Source organism: Bradyrhizobium sp. STM 3843 (assembly GCF_000239815.1).
Lineage (GTDB): Bacteria > Pseudomonadota > Alphaproteobacteria > Rhizobiales > Xanthobacteraceae > Bradyrhizobium.
On the sequence record NZ_CAFK01000164.1, the window covers coordinates 24,365 to 45,751 of the forward strand.

Annotated in this window: 18 protein-coding genes; 10 read left to right on the top strand and 8 right to left on the bottom strand. The window is 65.3% G+C overall.

The annotated features are described in order from the left end of the window. Nucleotides 1–2 precede the first annotated feature (2 nt). Complete coding sequence (locus BRAS3843_RS17755; protein WP_008970357.1) at nt 3–776, top strand: ABC transporter ATP-binding protein; 774 nt, start codon at nt 3–5, stop codon at nt 774–776. 133 nt (nt 777–909) lie between these two features. Continuing rightward, the gene (locus tag BRAS3843_RS17760; RefSeq protein ID WP_008970358.1) at nt 910–1,779 is read left to right on the top strand and encodes an MlaD family protein; all 870 of its coding nucleotides are present in this window, start codon (nt 910–912) and stop codon (nt 1,777–1,779) included. A 210-nt stretch (nt 1,780–1,989) separates the two neighbouring features. Here the strand turns inward: BRAS3843_RS17760 and BRAS3843_RS17765 are convergent, their stop codons facing one another. Then, the gene (locus BRAS3843_RS17765) at nt 1,990–7,527 is read right to left on the bottom strand and encodes a hypothetical protein (protein ID WP_008970359.1); all 5,538 of its coding nucleotides are present in this window, start codon (nt 7,525–7,527) and stop codon (nt 1,990–1,992) included. Nucleotides 7,528–7,957: 430 nt separating this feature from the next. On the opposite strand from BRAS3843_RS17765, the gene BRAS3843_RS17770 reads away from it, so the two are divergent. Next, nucleotides 7,958–8,314 (top strand): Hpt domain-containing protein, encoded by a 357-nt coding sequence (locus BRAS3843_RS17770; RefSeq protein ID WP_035982023.1) that lies wholly within the window; start codon nt 7,958–7,960, stop codon nt 8,312–8,314. 104 nt (nt 8,315–8,418) lie between these two features. Continuing rightward, nucleotides 8,419–8,739, top strand: a complete 321-nt coding sequence (locus BRAS3843_RS17775) for a 2Fe-2S iron-sulfur cluster-binding protein (protein WP_008970362.1) — start codon at nt 8,419–8,421, stop codon at nt 8,737–8,739. A gap of 50 nt (nt 8,740–8,789) precedes the next feature. Here the strand turns inward: BRAS3843_RS17775 and BRAS3843_RS17780 are convergent, their stop codons facing one another. Next, nucleotides 8,790–9,257 (bottom strand): thioesterase family protein, encoded by a 468-nt coding sequence (locus BRAS3843_RS17780; protein WP_008970363.1) that lies wholly within the window; start codon nt 9,255–9,257, stop codon nt 8,790–8,792. Nucleotides 9,258–9,429: 172 nt separating this feature from the next. Between BRAS3843_RS17780 and BRAS3843_RS17785 the strand changes: the two genes are divergently transcribed. Together BRAS3843_RS17785 and BRAS3843_RS17790 are read left to right on the top strand one after the other, a co-directional pair. Then, nucleotides 9,430–10,458, top strand: coding sequence for an NAD(P)/FAD-dependent oxidoreductase (locus BRAS3843_RS17785; RefSeq protein ID WP_008970364.1), 1,029 nt, complete (start codon nt 9,430–9,432; stop codon nt 10,456–10,458). A 160-nt stretch (nt 10,459–10,618) separates the two neighbouring features. After that, entirely contained in the window at nt 10,619–11,218 is a 600-nt protein-coding gene (locus BRAS3843_RS17790; RefSeq protein ID WP_008970365.1) for a DUF2147 domain-containing protein, read from the top strand. Between the two features lie 285 nt (nt 11,219–11,503). Here the strand turns inward: BRAS3843_RS17790 and BRAS3843_RS17795 are convergent, their stop codons facing one another. The 3 genes from BRAS3843_RS17795 to BRAS3843_RS17805 form a co-directional block, all read right to left on the bottom strand. Next, nucleotides 11,504–12,742, bottom strand: a complete 1,239-nt coding sequence (locus BRAS3843_RS17795) for an ABC transporter substrate-binding protein (RefSeq protein ID WP_008970366.1) — start codon at nt 12,740–12,742, stop codon at nt 11,504–11,506. A gap of 124 nt (nt 12,743–12,866) precedes the next feature. Further along, nucleotides 12,867–14,816, bottom strand: coding sequence for a hypothetical protein (locus BRAS3843_RS17800; protein WP_008970367.1), 1,950 nt, complete (start codon nt 14,814–14,816; stop codon nt 12,867–12,869). Nucleotides 14,817–14,898: 82 nt separating this feature from the next. Beyond that, entirely contained in the window at nt 14,899–15,990 is a 1,092-nt protein-coding gene (locus BRAS3843_RS17805; protein ID WP_008970368.1) for a YbhN family protein, read from the bottom strand. A 387-nt stretch (nt 15,991–16,377) separates the two neighbouring features. Between BRAS3843_RS17805 and BRAS3843_RS17810 the strand changes: the two genes are divergently transcribed. Continuing rightward, on the top strand, nt 16,378–16,884 hold the full coding sequence (locus BRAS3843_RS17810) for a ferritin-like domain-containing protein (protein WP_008970369.1): 507 nt from the start codon (nt 16,378–16,380) through the stop codon (nt 16,882–16,884). A 185-nt stretch (nt 16,885–17,069) separates the two neighbouring features. Further along, a complete protein-coding gene (locus tag BRAS3843_RS17815; protein WP_008970370.1) occupies nt 17,070–18,485 on the top strand; it encodes an MFS transporter in 1,416 nt (471 codons plus the stop codon). Nucleotides 18,486–18,495: 10 nt separating this feature from the next. On the opposite strand, the gene BRAS3843_RS17820 is transcribed toward BRAS3843_RS17815, so the two are convergent. Beyond that, nucleotides 18,496–18,930: a hypothetical protein gene (locus BRAS3843_RS17820; protein ID WP_008970371.1), complete on the bottom strand. Its 435-nt coding sequence runs from the start codon at nt 18,928–18,930 to the stop codon at nt 18,496–18,498. Between the two features lie 64 nt (nt 18,931–18,994). Between BRAS3843_RS17820 and BRAS3843_RS17825 the strand changes: the two genes are divergently transcribed. Both BRAS3843_RS17825 and BRAS3843_RS17830 read left to right on the top strand, forming a co-directional pair. Then, on the top strand, nt 18,995–19,585 hold the full coding sequence (locus BRAS3843_RS17825) for a hypothetical protein (protein ID WP_008970372.1): 591 nt from the start codon (nt 18,995–18,997) through the stop codon (nt 19,583–19,585). 94 nt (nt 19,586–19,679) lie between these two features. Then, nucleotides 19,680–20,267, top strand: coding sequence for a YdcF family protein (locus BRAS3843_RS17830; protein WP_008970373.1), 588 nt, complete (start codon nt 19,680–19,682; stop codon nt 20,265–20,267). 17 nt (nt 20,268–20,284) lie between these two features. Here the strand turns inward: BRAS3843_RS17830 and BRAS3843_RS17835 are convergent, their stop codons facing one another. Together BRAS3843_RS17835 and BRAS3843_RS17840 are read right to left on the bottom strand one after the other, a co-directional pair. Further along, on the bottom strand, nt 20,285–20,710 hold the full coding sequence (locus tag BRAS3843_RS17835; RefSeq protein ID WP_008970374.1) for a universal stress protein: 426 nt from the start codon (nt 20,708–20,710) through the stop codon (nt 20,285–20,287). Nucleotides 20,711–20,789: 79 nt separating this feature from the next. Further along, nucleotides 20,790–21,323: a histidine phosphatase family protein gene (locus BRAS3843_RS17840; RefSeq protein WP_008970375.1), complete on the bottom strand. Its 534-nt coding sequence runs from the start codon at nt 21,321–21,323 to the stop codon at nt 20,790–20,792. Nucleotides 21,324–21,387 lie beyond the last annotated feature (64 nt).

Consider the following 21,387-nt stretch of genomic DNA (forward strand, 5'->3'; position numbering starts at 1 on the left):
CCATGACGGTGGAACAATCGCCCGACGCTATCATCCGCGTGCGTGACGTCACCGTCCAGTTCGGCAGGACCCGCGTGCTCGACGGGCTCGATCTCGACGTCAAGCGCGGCGAAATCTTAGGGTTCGTCGGCCCTTCCGGCGCCGGCAAATCCGTGCTCACCCGCACCATTATCGGGCTCGTGCCGAAGCTCTCAGGCAACATCGAGGTGTTTGGGGTCGACCTCGATGCTGCCGATTCGGCGACTCGCCGTTCAATCGAACGGCGGTGGGGGGTGCTCTTCCAGCAGGGCGCCTTGTTCTCTTCGCTCTCCGTGCGCCAGAACATCCAGTTTCCGGCGCGCGAATATCTCAAGGTTTCGCAGCGCCTGCTGGACGAGATCATGGTCGCGAAGCTCGTGATGGTGGGGCTGAAACCCGAGGTCGCCGACCGGTTTCCGAGCGAGCTGTCGGGCGGCATGATCAAACGTGTCGCGCTGGCGCGTGCGCTCGCGCTTGATCCGGAACTGGTGTTCCTGGACGAGCCGACCTCCGGACTTGATCCGATCGGCGCGGGCGATTTTGACGAACTGGTGCGCACCCTGCAGCGCACTTTGGGCCTGACCGTTTTCATGGTAACCCACGACCTGGACAGTCTGCATACGGCCTGTGATCGCATCGCCGTTTTAGGCGATGGTAAAGTCATTGCCGCAGGATCGATGGCTGACATGCAGGCCTCCGAACATCCCTGGCTGCGGCAGTATTTCCACGGCAAACGCGCCCGCGCGGTGATGGGATAGCGTGATGCGGACCCGGGCAGCTTTGGCGGCAGAAGGGGTCGACGAAACGTCTGGTGCCGAAGTGCGGCATCGAAGAAGCGAGCGCGATGGCGATAGGGCCTGAGGCGGCTGCGCACAGGTACCGGAGTCTGTAATGGAAACACGGGCGAATTATGTGCTGATCGGCTCGTTCACGCTGGCCGTGATCGCGGCTGCGATCGGCTTCGTCCTTTGGTTTCAGAGCCTGCACACCACCAAGCAGCGCGGTCCGCTGCGCGTGATCTTCGAAGGTCCGGCCGCAGGCCTGCGCAACGGTGGCAGCGTCAATTTCAATGGTATCAGGGTGGGCGAGGTCATCTCGGTCAAGCTCGACAACCCCCGCCGCGTGGTCGCGCTGGCGATGGTCGAAAACAGCGCTCCGATCCGGAAAGATACTCTGGTCGGGCTGGAGTTTCAGGGGCTGACCGGCATCGCCGCCATCTCGCTCAAGGGCGGCGAGGAGGCGGCGCCGCCCCCACCGCTGGATGAAGACGGCGTGCCGGTGCTGCGCGCCGATCCGAACCGGCTGCAGGATGTCACCGAGGCGATCCGCGCCACGCTGCAGAACATCAATCGGGTGGTCGCCGACAATCAGGAAGCGGTCCGCAACTCGCTCAAGAACCTCGAGGTCTTTACCCAATCGCTGGCCCGCAACTCCGAACGGATCGACGGCGTGATGGCGCGGGTCGATGGCATCATGGGCAAGGCCGACAGCCTGATGCTCGGGCTCAATACGCTCGCCGGCGGCAAGGACGGCGGCGAACTGCTGCTGACCGTCAAATCGATCCGCGAACTGGCGGAGGATTTCGACAAGCGGTCGGGGGCGCTGATGACGGACGGCCGGCGGACACTCGGCGACATCAGCCGCGCAGTGAACAATTTCGACCGCAACCCGACCCGCGTCCTGTTCGGCGCCAGCTCCAGCGCCAGCAACGCCCAGGCCTCGCAGCCGGCACCAAGCGCCACAAACGATCGGCGGCGGTGAGAGCAGGCGAGAGGCGAATGGCGAGGAGCGAATAGGGCTTCTTGTCAGCGAGCCCTGCTCTCGTCGGCATCATTGCGGGCGCGCGACACACGCTGATCGCTTTGTCTGCGCAAACGCAGCTTGTCCCTCAAACACAACGGAGGCCGCGCGGCCTCCGTTGTTCTATTCGCTACTTCCTATTTGGCCAATCGCTACTCGCCATTCCCACTGTCACGCCAGCCGTCCGGCGGCATGGGCGAGCAGGGTGTAGACCAAGCCGGTCTCCGAGGTCAGCTGGTTGCGCAGCGCCTGCGGATTGCGGTCGTCGCGCGCCACGTCGTCGAGCAGGCGCTCGAACTCGGTGATGTAACGGTCGACCGTCTGCTTGAAGGTACGGTCGGCGCGATATTTGCGCGCCACCTCGTCGAACGCCTTCTGGCCGGCCGGCGTGTAGAGCCGCTTGGTGAAGGCCTTGGTCTCGCCGCGCTGATAGCGGTCCCACATCTCGGCCGCGAGACCGCGGTCCATCAGGCGGGCGATATCGAGCGACAGCGACTCCAGCGGATTGCCGGACTGCGGGGCCGGACCACGGCCGCGCTGCTGTTCGCGACCGGTGCCGTTGCTGTCGGCGCGGTTGAGAAGATCGGAGAGCCAGGTGTCGCGGCCCTGATCCGCAGCCGGTCCCATCGGCGGTGCCTCGACCCGGCGCGGCGGCGGTGGCGGCTGCATGCCGAGGTCGGGCGGCGGCAGATTGGCGGCGCTGGTGGTGGGCGCAGGCTCGCGCATGCGCACCTCGGCACGTCCGCCAGCCGCGGCGGCAACAATCGGCTCCTCCTGACGGACGGGGGCGCTGACGGTCGCGGTTTGCGTGCGGGCCGCAGTGACCACGTCGAGCCCGCGGCCGTGATGGGCGACGATCCGGTTCAACTCGGCCAGAGCCTCGATCTGGTCGACGATCACCTTGCGCATCTGCGCGGTGCTCTCGGCGGCCTCCTGCGGCATTTCCAGAACGCCACGGCGCAGTTCGTTGCGGGTCGCGTCCAGCTCGCGCTGCATCTCGGCGGTCATCTGCTTCATGCTCGCGACCAGCGTGGCGAACTTCTCCGCCGACTGCTTGAACATCGCATCCGCTTCCTGCGTGCTCTGCTGGTAGATCGCCTGCATCGATTCCGTGGTGACCCGCCGCTCTTCCTCGGTGGTGGCCCGGATCGCTTCGAACTGCCGGCTGATCGCCGTCGAGCCGGCACCCGCGGTCTCGGCAACGACGCGTGCGATGTCGCGCGCGCGCTCCTCCGCGGCCGCCAAGGACTCGTCGAGCAGGGTGGTGAAGCGCGACAGCCGCTGATCGAGATCGGCCGTGCGGAGGTCGATCGTGGTGATCAGGGATTCCAGCGTCGTTTTGCGCTCGCCGATCGAAACGCTCGCGTCGCGGTTGCTCTGATCGACCACGGCCGCAGCCTCGATCAAGGCCTTGCCATGCGCGTCGAACTGACGTGATAGCGCGCCAAGATCTTCCAGCGCCTTCGAGGTCTTGACGTTGAAGACGCTGAGCTGCTCCTCAAGCGTCTCGGTCGCCGCGCCGTTGCGCGAGGTCACGTCGCTCATCGCCGAGACGAAGTCGGCCACGCGGGTGACCAGCGCACGTTCGAGCGAATTGAGATTGTCGTGGGCGCCGGTCAGCACCTCCTGCAGCAGGATGTTGCCCTCGCGCAGCCGCTCGAACAGCGCCACCGTATCGGTGCGCAGAATCTTGCTGGTCTCCTGCATCTCGGTGACGGCGGCGACCGACACCTGGCGCGACTGCTCGATGGCCGCGCGCGAGGCCTGCTCCAGCTCCTTCAGCGACTTGCCGATCGCGGTGGTCGCGACCTCGCCTGCCGAGGTGATCGTGCGCGCGACTTCGGTGCCGTTGCCCATCACGGCCTTGGCGAAAGCCTGGCCGCGCGTTTCGATCGATTTCAGCGCATCCGAGGTGACGCGATCGATCTCGATCGTGAGCTGATTGGTCTTGGAACCAAGCGCCTCGACCAGCTGCCCGCGTCGGCCATCCAGGACTTGCGACAGCCTCTCGGTCTGCTGCTGGACATAGGTCACGATCTCGTCGGTCTTGCCGGTCATCGCCTGCCCGAAGGACGTGCCTGCCGTCATCACCGTGCGCTCGATCTCGGTGGACGTCGACTTCACCCGCGTGCTGACCTCGTTGACCGCAGTCACCAGCATGTTCTGCGCGTTCATCGCGCTGGTCTGGATGTTCTCGGTCGTGTTCGCCGCAACCGCGTTGATGGCGCGCTCGATCTCCGAGGAAATCGTCTTGAGCTGGCCGGCGGTGTCGGTCGACGTTGCGGTCAACAGGGCCTGCGCCTCGCGTGCGCTGCCGACCACCGCGGCCGCGGTCTCGGCGGAGCTCGCCGTCAGCGAGGTCTGAGCCTGACGGGCGCTGTTGAGGATCGCGCTTGCGGTGTCGGCGCCCACTGCGGACAGCGTGCGTTCGACGTCGGAAGCCAGCGACTTGATATGTTCGGCCGCCTCGTTCGACGCGACCATCAGGGTCGACTGCACGTCGCGCGCGCTGCCGACGATCGAGGCTGCCGTGCTGGTGCCGACTGCGGCCAGGGTGCGTTCGACGTCGGATGCCAACGATTTGACGTGGTCGGAGGCCTCGGTCGACGCCGCGACCAGCTTGGTGTGCACGTCACGGACGCTGTTGACGATCGTGGCGGCCGTGCTGGTGCCCACGGCCGACATGGTCCGTTCCACGTCGGCGGCGAGCGACTTGACGTGATTGGCGGCTTGCGACGACGCATTGATCAATGTTGTCTGCGCCTCGCGGGCACCGCCGGTGATGGCTTCCGCGGTGGTCGTGCCGGCGAGCGACAGCGAGCGCTGCACGTCGGATGTCAACGACTTGACCTGTTCGGCGGCTTCCAAGGACGCGGCGACCAGGGTGCTCTGGGCCTCATGTGCGCTGCCGGTGATGGCTTCCGCGGTGGAAGCGCCGGCGCTCAACAGCGATTGCTGGACGTCGGCGGTGAGCGTCTTGACCTGGTTGGCTGCTTCCGATGAGGCCGCAACCAGCGTGTTCTGGGCTTCGCGCGCACCGGCGACAATCGAGGCGGCCGTGGCCGAGCCTGCCGTGGCCAGCGTGCGCTCGACATCGGCGGACAGCGATTTGATCTGGCCCACGGCGTCGCCGGAGGCCGTGACCAAGGTGAGCTGCGCGTCGCGCGCGCTAGACAGGATGGCATTGGCAGCCCCGCTGCCGGCGCTGGTGAGTGCACGCTCCACCTCGGTCGAGGTGGTCTTCAGCTGTGCGCCGACGTCGGTCGACACGGTGAGCAGCGCCTGCTGTGCAGCACGCGCGCCGGTCTGGACGGTCTCGCTGGTGTTGACCACGAGATTGGTCAGCGAGCGCTCGGCATCCTCGACATGCGACTTGATGCTCGCGGACAACAGCTCCGCGCGCGTCATCAGCTCGTCGCTCGCCTGACGTCCGCTGCTCTCGATCCGGCCGGCCACGGCCTCGATGCGGGTGCCCAGCAGGTCCTCGAACTGCGCCACGCGCTGGTCGATGTCGCTGGCGATGCTGCCGACCTTGGTCTCGATGCTCTGGTGGATATCCTGGAACCGCGCCGTGACGGTATCGGTCAGTTGCACGGTGCGGCCGTCGATCGTCTGCGACACACCGGCGATGCGCTGCTCAATGGCGTCGAGTGCCTGCGTCGTGCCGTCGCTGAGCGAGGAGGTGAGCAAAGTGAGCCGCGAGTCGATCGAATGGATCGCCTGGGCCGCGCCGTCGGTCAGCGAGGACGTGAGCACGGTGAGACGGGAGTCGATCGTATGCAGCACCTGCGCGGCACCGTCGGTCAGGGACGAGGAGAGGGCGTTCAGGCGGCCTTCCACTGTCGAGGTGACCGAGGTTGCGCGCGAATCGAAAGTCTCTTCGAGAGTCCTCAACCGGCCGTCGAGATTCTCGTGGAACGACCTGATCTTGTTTTCAAGCGCGGTATCGAGATTGGTGATGCGCGCCTCGAGCGTGGTCTCGAACTGCGACAGACGCTGATCCATCGTAGCCGTGATCTGGCCACCATTCGAGGAAAGACGGCTGTCGAACGTGTCGACATAGGTCTTCAGATTGTCGGTGATGTCCTGGGTCCGCTGGCCCATGCGCTCGACGATGTCGCCGCCGAACGTCTTCACGGTGCGGTCGAATTCGCTGATGTGGCGGGTGATCAGCGCACCCAGCGTGCTGGAGTCGCGGGCGAACCGTTCAGCAAGATCGGTGCCCTGGTTCTTCACCAGCTCGTCGAACGCGCTCATCTGCAGGGACAGCGTGTCGTGCGCGGCCTCGGTCTGGCTCACCACCTTCTCGACCAGCGAGTTGACGGTCGCATCGAGCGATTCGCTCGCCTTCTCGCCGCTCGTGGCGATATGGCCCGACAGCCGCTGGCTCGCCTCGTCGATCTTGCTCACGAGATCGCCGCCGCGCAGCTCGAGTTCGAGCAGCAGCGAGTCACCGGACGCCTTGAGCGAATCGTGCACTTGTTCGGTGCGCACCGAAATGCCGTCGACGATCGCGGCAGCCCGCTGCTCGAACTCCGCGGTGATGCGGTCGATGCGCTCGCTGAGCATGTCATGGACGCGCTCGGACAGATCGGCGAACTCGTCGTGGACGTGCCCGGTCTTGAAATTGAGGCTCGTGGTCAGGCGCTCCGAGGCGTCGAGCACGGCGCGGGTGGTCTCGGCGCTGGCTTCCTCGAGCCGGTCGAGTAGGTCGCCGCCGCGCTCGCCGAGCGCCAGGATCATGTTGTCGCCGGCATTGCCGAGTGCGGCCGTGATGTGGGCGCCGCGTTCCTCCAGCGCGCCGGTGATGCTCTTGGCGACCTCGTCGACGCGCGAGGCGATCGCGTCCGAGATCAGCGCGATATCGTGGCGCAGATCGATCTGCACGCCGGAAATGGCGCTGCGGACCTGCTCGGCCTGGCCGACCAGGTTGTCTCGCTGATGAGCGATGTCCTGCAGAAGCGCGCGGATCCGCACCTCGTTGTCGCTATAGGCGCGCTCCAGCGCGGCGACCTCGTTGGCGACCAGCATTTCCAGTTCGCCGGCGCGGGCGATCGCGCGCTCCACGCCGTCGCCCATGGCGGCGACCTCGCGGCGGATCGCCTGGCCGACGGTGACGATCGAATCGCTGACGGCGCCTTCCGGCTCCGAGAAGCGGATCGCAACCTGGGCCATCGATTGCGCGATCATGCGCAGCTCCTGGCCGCGCCAGGTGAGGCTCGCGAGGAAATAGAACAAGAGCACCGGCGCGAAGAACAGCGCAGCCAAGCCGCCCAGCACCAGAACGCCGCCGCCCTGGCCGATCGCCGACTGCAGCGAAGGCAGGAAGCCGACCGTCAGCAGGCCGCAGCCGACGATCCACACGCCCGCGAACGCGGTCGCAATCGTGTAAACGCCGCGGGACGGCCGTCCTTTCTGGATCGCCTGCAGCAGTTGGCCGATGGTTTCGCGGTCGTCATTGGCGGGACGGCGCGCGATCAAGGGCGGCGCATCGTTTTCGTCAAAAGCTGGACGCTCCGCGCCCGGACGCAGCTCGAACGTGGAATCCCCGAAGGCCGGGCCGATCGGCATGATCGGCGGCGCCCCGTCAGCACGATTCGGACCCTGCGGTTCTTCCGGAGCGGCCGTATCGCTGATGTTCAAAGCCTCCTGAATGGCAGACAGCGCAACTTCAGTCGGGTCTTTGACCTTTTTCGGGGTGTTCGCCATGTTCAGTCCGAGCCCTCGTCGTATTTTTTTGCGATCCGGTGAGCCGCGCACGAATGCCCCATCGCAAGGCTCGGAACCGGATTCATCCCGCTGCGGGCGCCAAGGCGCGGCACTTGCCGGCTAGCCCGCTCCATCCAAGCCGCATCCTATTGGCTGGGCGAGGTGAAAGAAATGGTCGCGATTAAGAGATTCTTAATCATCGTTAACAGGACCCGCCGGTAACGCGTTTGAAAGTCCCGAAAATTCCGTTTCGGCCTCAATTGAGGCGACGGCGCGCCTGAAACAAGGCGGAGCGGCGGCAATTTACAGCTAAGGAAGCATTAACCATTCCCGTGCTTGGCTGGGGCGGCCGCGGCTTCACGACGAAGCCCGCGCGGTCGGATTGCCCGAGACGCCTGCCATGACTCCAGACCTGCATCGGATCGAATGGATGCCTTCGCCCCCGCTTGTGCCCGATGATGGGCCGATCAGCCTCGACCAGCTCAGGCGGATGACGCTGGGCGACCGCGATCTGGAGCGCGAGGTGCTCGATATGTTCGCCACCCAGGCCGACCGAATTCTCACGCAATTGATGGCCATGCCGGACGATGCCAGCGCGCTCGCCCATACGCTGAAGGGCTCCGCCCGGGCGATCGGTGCGCTCGCCGTAGCCGAGGCCGCGGAGGCATTGGAGAGCGCCATTCGCGGGAGCGAGCCGAGTCACGCCCTGGCCTTTGCGCTGGCGGAGCTGGATGCAGCCGTCGGCGAGGCCCGCATGGCGATTGCGGAAATGCTGGCGGCGTTCTGACGCCAGCCGCAAGGTCGGAATCCATCCAGGACCGGCACTAGCGCGGGGCGGGTCGACCCGTTATAGGACAGCCCGACTTCATCCCTCCGCAGCATCGAGCAAACATGGCCAAGATTACCTTTGTCGACCATAACGGCGAATCCCGAACCGTGGAGATCGAGAACGGCGCAACCGTGATGGAAGCGGCCATCCGCAACGCCATCCCCGGCATCGAGGCCGAATGCGGCGGCGCCTGCGCCTGCGCCACCTGCCATGTCTATGTCGACGAAGCCTGGCGCGAGAAGGTCGGGCCGCCGACGCCGATGGAAGAGGACATGCTGGACTTCGGCTATGACGTGCGGCCGAACTCGCGCCTGTCGTGCCAGATCAAGGTGTCCGACGAGCTCGATGGTCTGGTCGTCGCGACTCCTGAGCGTCAGGCCTGATCCTTCGGCTCTTCCACCCATCTCTGCGGCATCCCCAAATTCGTGCCCATCTAGGCCATTGGCTTCGTGATCGCCACGCCACGGCGGCTCCACGGGCGCAGGGCCTCGATGAGCCCGGCGGGCAGTGGTGTGGGTCGGCGCGTCGCCTCGTCGATCAGCACCATCACGGCAGTGGCCGAAGCGACGCAGCGAGCTTCGGAGAACACGACCTGCTCGCAGGTGACTGACGTACGGCCCAGCTTCACCACCCCCAATCCGAGCTCGATCGTGCCCGGCCAGCGCAGCTCGGCACGGAAATGCATATCGAGCCGCACCATGATCCAGGCGAGCCCCTCCCGGGTCAGACCATGTCGCGGGTCCTTCATCAGCGTCACCCGGCCGGTCTCGAAATAGGTTGCATAAACCGCATTGTTGACGTGCTGATTGGGGTCGAGGTCGCCGAAGCGCACGTTGTCGGTGAGCCGATAGGGAAAGTCCTCCAGATCAGGCGTCTGGTCGTGGCGGGCGGTCTCTGTCACCAATTGATCTCCATCATTCACGCTCTCTTCAAAGCTCGCTACGCCGATGGCCGCAAGTCGGGCGCGGGCGGGGGCCGGCTTTTCTGCCTTCCCTGACCACGCCGCCTTGGCTACACATGCGGAACCGCCACCTGCCGCGATGCCTGTGCGGCGTCCCAACGAGAAGAGCGATATGAGCGAAACGATCAAGACTGATGTGCTGATCATTGGCGCGGGCCCTTGCGGACTGTTTGCCGTGTTTGAACTGGGGCTGCTCGATATCAAGGCGCATCTGATCGACATCCTGGACAAGGTCGGCGGCCAGTGTGCCGAGCTCTATCCGGAGAAGCCGATCTACGACATTCCGGGCGTGCCGATGGTCACGGGGCAGGGCCTGACTGATCAGCTGATGGAGCAGATCAAGCCGTTCCATCCGAACTTCCATCTCGGCGAGATGGTGGAGAAGGTCGAGAAGATCGGCGATCCCGGGTTTCGCATCACCACCGATGCCGGCAAGGTGTTCGAATGCAAGGTCGTGGTGATCGCCGCCGGCGGCGGCTCGTTCCAGCCGAAGCGCCCCCCGGTGCCCGGCATCGAGGCCTATGAGGGCACGTCTGTGTTCTACGCCGTGCGCAAGATGGAGCAGTTCCGCGACAAGAATCTCATCATCGTCGGCGGCGGCGATTCCGCGCTCGACTGGACGCTCAATCTGCATCCGATCGCGAAGCGCATCACGCTGGTGCACCGGCGCGACGATTTTCGCGCCGCGCCCCACAGCGTCGAGCAGATGCGCGCGCTGGTCGCCTCGGGCAAGATGGATCTTCGGATCGGCCAGGTCACCGCGCTTGAAGGCGCTGATGGGGTACTCACGGCAGCCACCCTCAAGGGCAACGACAACGCGGTCGAGACGATCGCCTGCGATATGATGCTGCCGTTCTTCGGGCTCACAATGAAGCTCGGGCCCGTCGGCGATTGGGGCATCGCGCTCGAGAACAATCTGATCCCGGTCGAGACCTCGGCGTTCGAAACCAGCGTGCCCGGCATCTTTGCGATCGGCGACATCAACACCTATCCCGGCAAGATCAAGCTGATCCTGTGCGGCTTCCACGAGGGCGCGCTGATGGCGCAGAAGGCGCACCGCTACGTCTATCCGGAGAAGCGCCTGGTGTTCCAATACACCACCTCCTCATCGAGCCTGCAGAAGAAGCTCGGCGTGAACTAAGTCCCCGCGACTGGAACTCATTCCGCCGAATTGTAACGGGATGTTTCCAGCGGGGTGAGATTTCACAACCGCGCAAGACCTGCTATGGGCTGGCACCATCCTCGAAATGGCCGTACTCTGCGGCCATTCGCTTTTGCGGATTGGTCAAGGTGAGATGATGATGCTGACAGCGTTTCCCCGGCTCCGGTCGATGCCTCGTGTCGCGGCATTTGCCACGCTCGCTTTTCTGCTCGCCGGCGCATTGGTTGCGCGGCCGGCGCTGGCGGCCGAGCCTTCCGCCGCCGGCCTGTGGCAGAAGGTCGAGAACGGTGAGCCGAAGCTCTATGTGCTCGTTGTCGATCACAACGGCGTCTTCGAAGGCGTGATGGCGAAACTGTTTCCGAAGCCAAACGATGCGCCGAACCCGACCTGCGCCAAATGCACCGACGATCGCAAGAACGCGCCCTGGCTCGGCATCTCCTTCATCCGCGACATGAAGCGCGATGGCCTCGTCTATGAGGACGGCAACGTGCTGGATCCTCGCGACGGCAAGATCTACAGCGCCAAGATGACGCTCAGTCCCGACGGTCAGACGCTGACCCTGCGTGGGTATATCGGGATCTCGCTGCTTGGCCGGGACGAGACCTGGGTGCGCTTGCCTGACACCGCGATGGCGCAGATCGATCCTGCAATCATCGCGAAGTACCTGCCGCCGCCCCCGGGCAGCCCCGCCGCGGTAGCAGCGAAGCCGCCGGCGGCCACGATGGGCAAGAAGAAGTAGTCGCACTATCAAACGCTCAGATCGTCGCAGGCTCTTATCATTGACGCTGCCAAACGCCCCGCTTTTCAAGAGCGCAGCAAGGGACAGAGTTTGCGCGAGGCATCGCCGCGACGAGCAGAGATAGACGCCTTCATCAAGTAGCCTTCGGGGAGTCCGAGCACGGGCTCCCCAGCTTATATGCGGTCTCTCGCGACAGATAAGATCTGGATTGCTCCGCCGATGCCCAAGGGCTTCGGCGGGCACGTTGCTACGCTCGTAGCAGCGTGTTTGTTCGGGGCTCTGAGCCTACTGCGACAGCTTCACGAAGTCCGGAAACTTCAGCTTCCCTTCGGCGATTGCCTGCGGCCACACCGTGACTTGCTTGCCGTTCTGCCATTGGAACACGAGGCCGGTAATATAGCCTGGGCCCGACTTGAGCCCATGGGTGAATTCGTCGTCCTTGCCGTAGAAAGCGAGGCGGCCGATTGTGCCTTCGTAGTTGGTCTTCTCGAGCTCGGTGACCATCTTGTCGGGATCGGTCGAGCCGGCGCGCTGGATCGCCTCGGCGATGATGTAGACATCGTCATAGCCGGTGTAGCCGGTATAGGCCGGCGGCGTGCCGAACTTGGCCTTGAAGGCTGAAGCGAACGGCTTGGTCTTCGGTGTCACCGCGACTTCCGGCGTCGCGACGGCAAGCGACGGCACGCCCTCGGCGGCGCCGTTTGTATCATTCCAGAAGGTCGGGCTGAGCGCCTGCGCGCTGATGCCGAACATCGGCACCGGCACCTGCTGGTTCTTCCACTGCACGGTCGGCTGCACGCCGACATGGGAGATACCGGTGACGATCACATCCGGCTTCTTGGCTTCAATGTTGTTGAAGATCGGCGTGAAGTCGGTGGTGTCAGGCGAGAAGCGGATGTGCTCGACGACGTTCAATCCGGTCTTCGGCAGGCAGGCCTCGTAGCCGATGTCGAGCGGCTTGGTCCAGGCTGCGTCCTCGCTCATGATCGCGGCCGACTTGAACTTGAGCTGATCGGCCAGGAGATCCTTGGCGGCATCGCAGACGAGCTGCGCCTGCGCGGCCGAGGTCAGATAGCCGTGGAAGGTGTATTTGTTCTTTTCGTAGTCGTTGTGGATCGCTTTCGTAATCTCGTTCGAAGCCGCGCCCGGCGTGATCAGCGGCAGCTTCAGCCGCGCTGCCCAGGGCTCCAGCGCCAGCACCACCTCGCTGATATAGCTCGCGATCACGGCCGACACCTTGTCCTCATTGGCGGCACGCTGGAAGGCGCGCACGGCGTCTGCCGAGGAGGAGTGGTCGTCATAGGTGACGATCTCGATCTTGCGGCCCAGCACGCCGCCCTTGGCGTTGATTTCGTCGGCCGCGATCTGCGCGCCGCCCGGCGTCGCGGCGCCGGCGATCGCCTGCACCTCGGCGATCACGCCGATCTTGATCGGGTCACCGGACTGCGCGTGCGCAGGCGTAGCGAGGCAGAGAGCCGTGGCTAGGACGGCAAGCGGCGGCGAACAGGCATCGAACCGAAGCATGCGTTTCTCCCTTGACGATATTGTTCGTTATGTCGCGCGTATGGGGCCGCGCGCGAGGTCAAGTGTAAGCCGCGCCGGCGCGGCCTGGAAAGCGCATAAGATTGGTTTCAGATGGCTCGGCGGCCTATTGTTGCACTGCGTTCGCAGGCGCCAGCGGCTCGCTTCTGATGTCGGGCTCGGCCGCATCGAGGCTCAGCACTTGCGCTGCGGCGGGGAACGCCGCGTCGGCCATCGCCGCATGGCCCTCGGCCGAGGGGTGCAGCGCGCCGCCATAGACCGCAGAGAGCACGCCCCAGGTGGCATCATGGATGTCGGATGGCTGCATCGCCGCTGGCAGCCCTTGCGGATAGGTCATGGCGGCAAAGTAGCTGTCGTTGGCGTCGCGGATCCAGCGCGCCCGCGGCAGATAGGCGCGATATTCGCTGGCGCCGCGGCCACAAAGCAGGGGCTCGTTGGCGGCGTTGACGATATCAGGATCGAAGCTGTCGCCCTTGGCTGAGAAGCAGTCGCGGTCGAAGGCCGGATCGTTGGCGGAGCGTGCACAGAAGCCGTGATCGGCGAACGCGACCTGATGCGCATCGACGAAGCTCATGCGGTCGCCGCGCGGATCGCGGCAGAGCACGCCGCCCTGGCACTGCGCGAGCGCTTTCAGCGCCGGCAGGAACTCGTTCTCGACAAAGGCGGTGACGTTGGCGAGGCGTTGCGGATCGGCGTTGAAAGACGGGTGAACCTCGAATCCGGCGCGTCCGCCGGGGCAGGGCGTCCCACCGCTGGCGAGCGCCGGATCGCCGTACGAGGTGTAGATTATGTGGCTAAGATCGCCGACCAGGGGCTTGAGCGTTTCCCGCAGCTTGGCAAAACCCTGGGGCAGGTCGCGCATCAGGTCGGAGCGGGAGTCTTCCACCGAGCCGATCAGGCCGGAGCGCTTGAAAATCGTGCGCTCGGTCGGCGTGTCCACGATCACGTCGGAGACGAGGCCGGAGAAATTGATGTCGTTGGCGCCGATCGACAGCAGCACCAAGTCGAGCCGGCGATCGGGCTGGCGGCGCTTGGCTGCGGTGAGCGCCTCGCGCAACTCGGATAGTTGGCCGTTCACCCCGCCCTGGCAGGTGACCATCGACTTGCTCGGCAGGCATTCGCGCGCCCGCTGGCTGCCGAACAGCCCGTCGGCGATGGTGGCGCCAGTGCAGGCGAGCGGCAGATAGGTGACCGCGATATGCGGATAGCGCACCGCGAGCGCGAGCGCGGTGCGGGTCTGATAGCTGTAGAGCGAGCGGTGGCAGGCCGCATTGAACCAGACCGCGCTGTGGCGCTGCCAGTTCTGCAAGGTATCCGGCGCCTCGCAGGCGCGGCCGCCTTTGAAGCCGGCGCGGCTCGGCCGGTAGTATTGCCCAGTGGCGCCGCCGAGATAGGAGCGGAAGCAGAAGCCTTCGTCGGCCAGCGCAATCGGGCGGTCCGGGTTGCCCTCGCCGGAGGCGATGCTGTCGCCGAGACCGGCGATGAAGATGTCGCGCACCTGGATCCCTGCGGACAGCCGCTGGGCGCCGTCGGCGCTCGAGACATCCACGGTCGCGACGGTCTGGCGGCCATAGCGGACGCGCAGATTCACTGGCTCGGCACAGTCGAAGGTCGAGGTTTGCGGCCCGTCGCCATCATCGAACGACCAGGCACAGGTGGCGCCGACCGGCACCGCGCCGGTGAGCCGCACCGTGATTGGATGGTCGATCGGCGTGAGATAGCTTTCCTTCACATTGTCGCGGGTGCAGGGCTCGTTGACGCGGCCCGCAAGGTCAATGCAGAGCCGGTTGACGATGTTGCGCGCCCAGCCGCGGCCGTCGCTCTGCAGCTCGAGGCTTTGTTCGGACGCGAGAATGCTGCGGTCGCGGGCGCTCTCCACGTGCAGCAGGAAGTCGCGCTCCTCGCGGAACAGCCGAAAACGGTTGCGCACCTCCCAGCTGATCTGCATGGGGGCGGCAGCGTTGATCTGCGCCGCGACCGGCAGCGCTGGAATGATGTACAGCGCGGGCGCGAGCAATGCGGCCGCGAGCAACAGGCGGAATGAATCTCGGATCATGGCGCGACGTTTCACGGCAAAGATGGGGCGGAAATAAGAGGACCGCGCGCCAGATCAACCACAGTGAGACGGAGAATTTGAATCAGCGCTGCGACTGCCGTTTCAGCCGCTGCGGCACCCGTGCGGGCGCAGGTGCCGCTGCCGCGTGAGGCGGCGCGGCGCGTTCGGAGATGTCGTTCAGCCGGCGCCGTTCCTGCCAGGGCTCCACGACGTTCATCCAGAGTTCCCGGATTCCCATGATCGAGATCGCGGTGGCAAAGGGGATCACGAAATAGAGCACGCGGAACACCAGCAGGGTGGCGAGCAGCTGCTCGCGCCCGAACTGGGGCAGCGCCACCAGCATCGCGGCGTCGAACACGCCGATGCTGCCGGGCGCATGGCTGGCAAATCCGAGCAGCGTGGCCAGGATGAACACCACCGACAGCGACATGAAATCGATCGGCGGATCGGAGGGGACGAGCAGATACATCGCCAGCGCACAGAAGCCGAGATCGACCACGCCAATCAGGATCTGCACAAAGGTCAGCCGGGTCGACGGCAGCATCACCTTCCAGCCGTTCTGGCCGAGCTGGCGGCGGTTCTTGCCCAGCGCAAGCCAGCCGAGATAGGTGAAAATCGCCAGAACGAGCCCGATTCCGATCAGCTGGTTCACGGCCGACGGCAGCTGGTCCATGGTGGAGGCGGCGGCCGGATGCAGGATCATGCCAATGCCGAGCACGAAGATGTTGCCGAGCCAGAAGGTCAGTCCGGACAGGAAGCAGATCTTGGCGACGTCGATCGCGCTCAGGCCGTAATCGGAATAGATCCGGAAGCGGATGGCGCCCCCGGTGAAGACCGTCGCGCCGATATTGTGGCCGATCGAATAGCTGGTGAAGGACGACAGCGCCGCGATGCGGTACGGCACGTGCTTCTTGCCGATCGTGCGCAGCGCGAAGAAATCATAGAAGGTCAGGGTACAGAACGCGCCGACCACGCACAGGGCGGCGAGCGCGATCCGTCCCGGCGGAATGTCGGCCAGCGCAGTCAGGATCACGCCCCCATCGACGCCCCGCAGCGTGCGCACCAGCGTCGTGACGGCAAACGCGATGATGGCGAAGCTGGCTGCGATCCCCAGCCGCTTCCAGCCAATCCATTTCTTAAAACCGCGCCCGAGCGCAGTCAGCAAACGCTGCATTCATCCTCCCGGCGGGGCGGCACCACAGATGTGAAGAGGGGCGAAACCATTACTCGATGGCGGGCGGGAATTCCATTACGGAGAGTTCCTTACGGCAAAACACGCCGTTTGTGCAGCCCTTGACAAGCCCGGGTTCTGCCCTCGGACGCGCTTACCCGTCATATGCCGGTCACATAATGTTGACGCCCTTGTTTTGTCGCAATCGCAGGCCCGGCCAACGTCCGGTTGCGCCACGAAGTTCCGTAAACAGGCCGGCTCGATGTGGCCGCATCGCCGGAACAACCGCCGGAGCCACCGGTTAGCCGAACGCAAACCAGCAAGCGAACGCGACCAGCGATCGGGCCGGGGAGGGGACCCGCCGCGTTCCGAACGCAAGGAGGCGAGGCCATGGGACTGTTTACCAAAGATATCAAAACGATGAACGACCTGTTCGTGCACCAGCTGCAGGACATCTATTACGCCGAAAACCAGCTCGTCAAAGCCCTGCCCAAGATGGCCAGCAAGGCGAGCGATCCGCAGCTGAAGCAGGGGTTCCTGACCCATCTGGATGAGACCAAGACCCATGTGCAGCGGCTGGAGCAGGTCTTCAAGATGCACGGGGTCGAGGCCAAGGCGATCGACTGCCCGGCGATCGATGGCATCATCGAGGAAGCCGACGAAGTCGCCGGCGAGGTCGCTGACAGGGCTGTGCTGGACGCAGCCCTGATCAACGCCGCGCAGGCGGCGGAGCACTATGAGATCGTCCGCTACGGCAGCCTGATCGCCTGGGCCAAGCAGCTCGGCCGCAACGACTGCGCAAGTGTGCTGCAGAAGACCCTGGACGAGGAGAAGGCGACCGACAGGAAGTTGACCAGCTTGGCCGAAAGTGCGGTGAACCTGCGCGCGGCGAGCTGAGACGGCGCCTTGAAAGAACTCGGCTGAGGCAAAACGCCGCGCCCCCCGGCGCGGCGTTTTGGCGCCGGACATTTGGCCGCGGCGATTGGACCGGCAGCTACGATCACAATTCGACTAGTGTCGAAGCATCCTTGCGCCCGCATGGGCTAATGAACAGGCCGTCCCTCCAGATCAGGAGTTCCGGCATGAACCGCTTGTTCCTACCAGCAGATGCTTCGGGGCGTGCTGAGGCGCGCCTGGCCCGACCCTCGCCGCTGGCGAACGCGCTTACGCTCGCCGCCATGAGTCTGGGCTTCGGCGTGGTCCAGCTCGACGTCACCATCGTCAATACCGCGCTCGACAGCATCCGATCGGCCCTCGGCGGCGGTGTCGCCGAACTGCAATGGGTGGTCAACGCCTACACGATCACGTTTGCGGCGTTCATTCTGACAGCGGGCGCGCTCGGTGATCGCCTCGGCGCAAGGCGCATCTTCATGGGCGGATTTGCACTGTTCACGCTCGCATCGCTCGGCTGCGGGCTCGCGCCCGACGCTGTGACGCTGATCGCGCTTCGCGCCATCCAGGGCCTGGCGGCGGCCATCCTGGTTCCGAATTCGCTGGCGCTTCTGAACCATGCTTACGTCGATCCGAAGGAGCGGGGCCGCGCGGTGGGCGTCTGGGCCGCCGGCGCCAGTCTCGCCTTGACCGCAGGTCCCTTCGTCGGCGGCACCCTGATCGCACTCGTCGGCTGGCGGGCCATCTTCTTCGTCAATCTGCCGATCGGCCTCGTCGGGCTCTGGCTGACGAAGGCTTACGCCCGGGAAACCCCGCTCCATGCTGATCGCGCGCTCGACCTGCCGGGCCAGATGGCGGCGATCATCGCACTCGGCGCGCTCGCGGCGGCCGTGATCGAAGCCGGCGCGCGGGGCTGGACCGACTCCGCCGTCATGCTCGGCTTCGTCATCGCGATCGTCTCCGGCGTTGCGTTCGTCTGGCAGGAGGTGCGCACCCCTCAGCCGATGTTGCCCCTGATCCTGTTTCGCAACCGTCTGTTTTCGCTCTGCGCGCTGGTCGGCCTGTTGGCGAACGTCGCCATCTACGGGCTGATCTTCGTGTTCAGCCTGTATTTCCAGGAGATCAACCATTTGTCGGCGTTCGCGACCGGGCTCGCCTTCGTGCCGATGCTCGGCGTGGTGTTCCCGGTCAACCTGATCGCGCCGCGCGTGGCCGAACGGATCGGACCGCGCGCCACCATCGCGCTCGGTGCGACGCTGTCGGCGCTGGCGTGTCTGGCGCTGCTGCCCATGGCGCCCGGAACGCCCTATTGGGCGCTCGGTCTCCAGCTGATCGGCATGAGCAGCGGACTTGGGCTCTTGGTGCCGCCGCTGACCTCGACCTTGCTCGGCAGCGTCGACAAGTCACGCTCGGGCCTCGCGGCCGGGGTTTTGAACGCAACGCGGCAGACCGGCAGCGCCATCGGCGTGGCTTTGTTCGGTTCACTGATCGGGCAGCCGGACGCTTTCATGACGGGATTGCGGCTGTCGCTCGTGATCTCCGCCGTTGTTCTGCTGCTGGCGGCCGGAATCATCCGCTGGGGAGGCGCGGCTCACGGCGAGCGATGAGCTGCGAATTTCAAGTCTCGCGCAGCGCGAAATTGGCCCCGCAAAACGCCATCAATGCGCCGAGCCCCAGCGCGACGAGGCCGGCCAGCACGCCGGCGATCGAGGGCGTCGGGCTTGGTCCGGACAGCGTCTGCCCGGCGCCGACCAGGAGCAGGACGCCGATCCCGATCAGGAAATGCTGCATCCGTTTCGGGATCTCTCCGGAGACGGCGCTGTGCATCAGGCTGGCGATGAAATAGCCCCCGGCGAAGCCGACCGTTGCGATCAGCCACCAGGCGATGGCCGAGCCGGCCGGCATGAACGCGCCGGTATCGGTCCGCCACAGCCCGCCGAGATCAAGCCCGTAGCGGGCGCCGAGCATGTGGACAGCCAGCGCGAGCAGCACGCCTGCACCCATGGCGCCGGCCAGGATCAGCCGGCGGGGAAAATAGGTCGTTTCGGTCATGATCGGTTTGTAGGATAAGGCCGCCGCGAGGTGCAAGCTTCCCAGATCGTGAGATGGTGTTGACGTGCAGGCGATAACGACAGCGGCAGAGGACGGCACGGTCGGCTACGCCTTCAAGGCCTCGCTGGTCGGGGCGGCGCATCAGTTCGAGCTCACCGGCGAAGGTCTGGCCTGGCGCGTCGGTGGACGTGCCGGGCTGTGGCCTTATGCCGATATCGCGGCCGTCCGGCTGTCCTATCGGCCGGTGTCGATGCAGGCGCGTCGCTTTCGCGCCGACATCACCCATAGCGGCGGCGCACGGCTCAGCCTGCTGTCGACCTCCTGGCAGACCGCGACCTTGGTGGCGCCGCAGAGCGAGGGATATCGCCGCTTCATCATCGCGCTGCATGCGCAGCTTGCCGCGCACCACAGCAAGGCGGCGCTGACCGCCGGCCTTGGACGGGCGACCTATGCTGCAGCGCTGGCGCTGGTTGCATTGCTCGGGCTTGCCATGACCGCGCTGCTCATTCGTGCCTTGCTGGCCGGGGAGTGGTGGGGGGCATTGTTCTTGGCCGGCTTCGCCGCGCTGTTCGCCTGGCAGGTCGGCGGCTTCATCAGCCGCAACAGGCCCTGCAACTATGCGTTCGACCACATTCCGCCGCAGCTGCTGCCGTGAGGCGCAAGGAGTTATCAAACGCAATCAAACGTGACTTCTGCGACGCAGGACCAGACGGCATGTTGTGCCCGTGACATGTGAGAGCGCGGATGCGATGCAGGATCGATCGTTGCGGCTGCCGGACGCCACCGAGATCGCTGCAATCACCGCGCAGCATCTCATCGCGACACCATTGCGGCCGGCGGATCTGCTGTTCGTGTTTGGCACGCGTGTCGAGGAAGCCTTGCGTGCGGAGACTGCCTGCCGGCTCTGGCGTGAGGGTTACTTCCGTCATGCCATCGTCAGCGGCGGCATGACGTCGGGCGGGGATGAGACAGAATGCGCCGTCATCAAGCGGGCGATGGTTGCCGGCGGCATTCCCGCTGGTCTGATCCTCGAGGAGCACCGCGCCACCAATACCGGCGAGAACGTGATCTTCTCGCTGCCGGTGCTCGAGGCCGCGCTCGGGTTGGCCAACATCAGGAGCGTCATCTGCCTCGGCAACACCTGGACCAGCCGCCGCTATCCGATGACGCTGCAGCGGCATTGGCCTGAGGTCGAGAAAATGCTGGTCACGGTCGATAGTTTTGGTGTGCCGCACGAGCGCTGGCACACCCATCCCGACCTCCGTCGCCGCGTGCTTGCTGAATGGGACAAGATCGATCCCTACAAGGCCAAGGGCTTCATCGCCGAGTGGCCGTAAGGGCGAATAGCCTAGCTCTAGTGCCGCACCACCAGCACCGAGCATTTGGCGTAGCGCACGACATGGCCGGCATTGGAGCCGAGGAAATAGGTGCGCATCGCCGGGCGATGGGATGTCATCACGATCAGATCGGCCTTGACCGCGGCAGCTTCCTCCAGGATCTCGTGATAGATGCCGCCCTGGCGCACCGCGTAGGAGATGCGGTTCTCGGCCATTCCGGACTCGCGCGCCACGATCGACAGCGCTTCTTCCGCGGTCTCGCGCTGCTGCGCGTCGAAATCGGCCGGAACATATTCGGCGAGCATCACCGGCGTCATCGGCAGCACGTTGAGCAGGCGCACGGTGCCGTCCCAGGTGTTGGCGAGCGTCGCCGCGGTCGCAATCGCCGGCTTGGCCAGGTCGGTGTCGACGAGATCGAGCGGGACCAGGATGGATTTGAACATCTTGCACCTCCCTCCAACCCAAGCCTCACATGAGGATTGGGCCGATTAGGCGCCGTGTCCCGCGACGCTGTCAATCGCCTCACGCCTGCTTCAGCAGCTTCGGGGTGACGAACTTCACCAGCCTGCCGCGGCCGAAGGCCACGTCGGTCCAGTCGTCGATCTCGAAGTCGAACACGGCAAGTGCCGCCGTCGGCAGGTTGTGCGCAAGCTCGTGGCGCGCCGCCTTCTCTCCGCCGCCGGTCAAGGCGAGCGCGAGCTCATGCATGCCGGGATTGTGGCCGACCAGCAGCAGCTGCTTGGGATCGCTGGCGGCGGCGAGGCGGATGGTGTGCAGGAGCTGCATAGGTTCGGCGGCGTAGAGTTCCGGCACCATTTCCACCACCGGCTCCGGGACCCGGTCCCGCATCGCGTCCCAGGCAAGCTCCCAGGTCTGGCACGCCCGCACCGCCGTCGAGACCAGTACGAGATCGGGAAAGGGCGGGGTCCGGGCGATGAAGGCGCCGACCGCGGTGGCATCCTGATGCCCGCGTTCATCGAGTCGGCGGTCCTGATCGCGGCCGGACGGTGCGTCCCTTTCGGTCTTGGCGTGGCGGAAGAGCATCAATCGGCGCATGAACGGTGGTCTCGAATCGGTCTGGCTGTGTTTCATCTATTCTTGTCTACCTCTTGGGCACTAA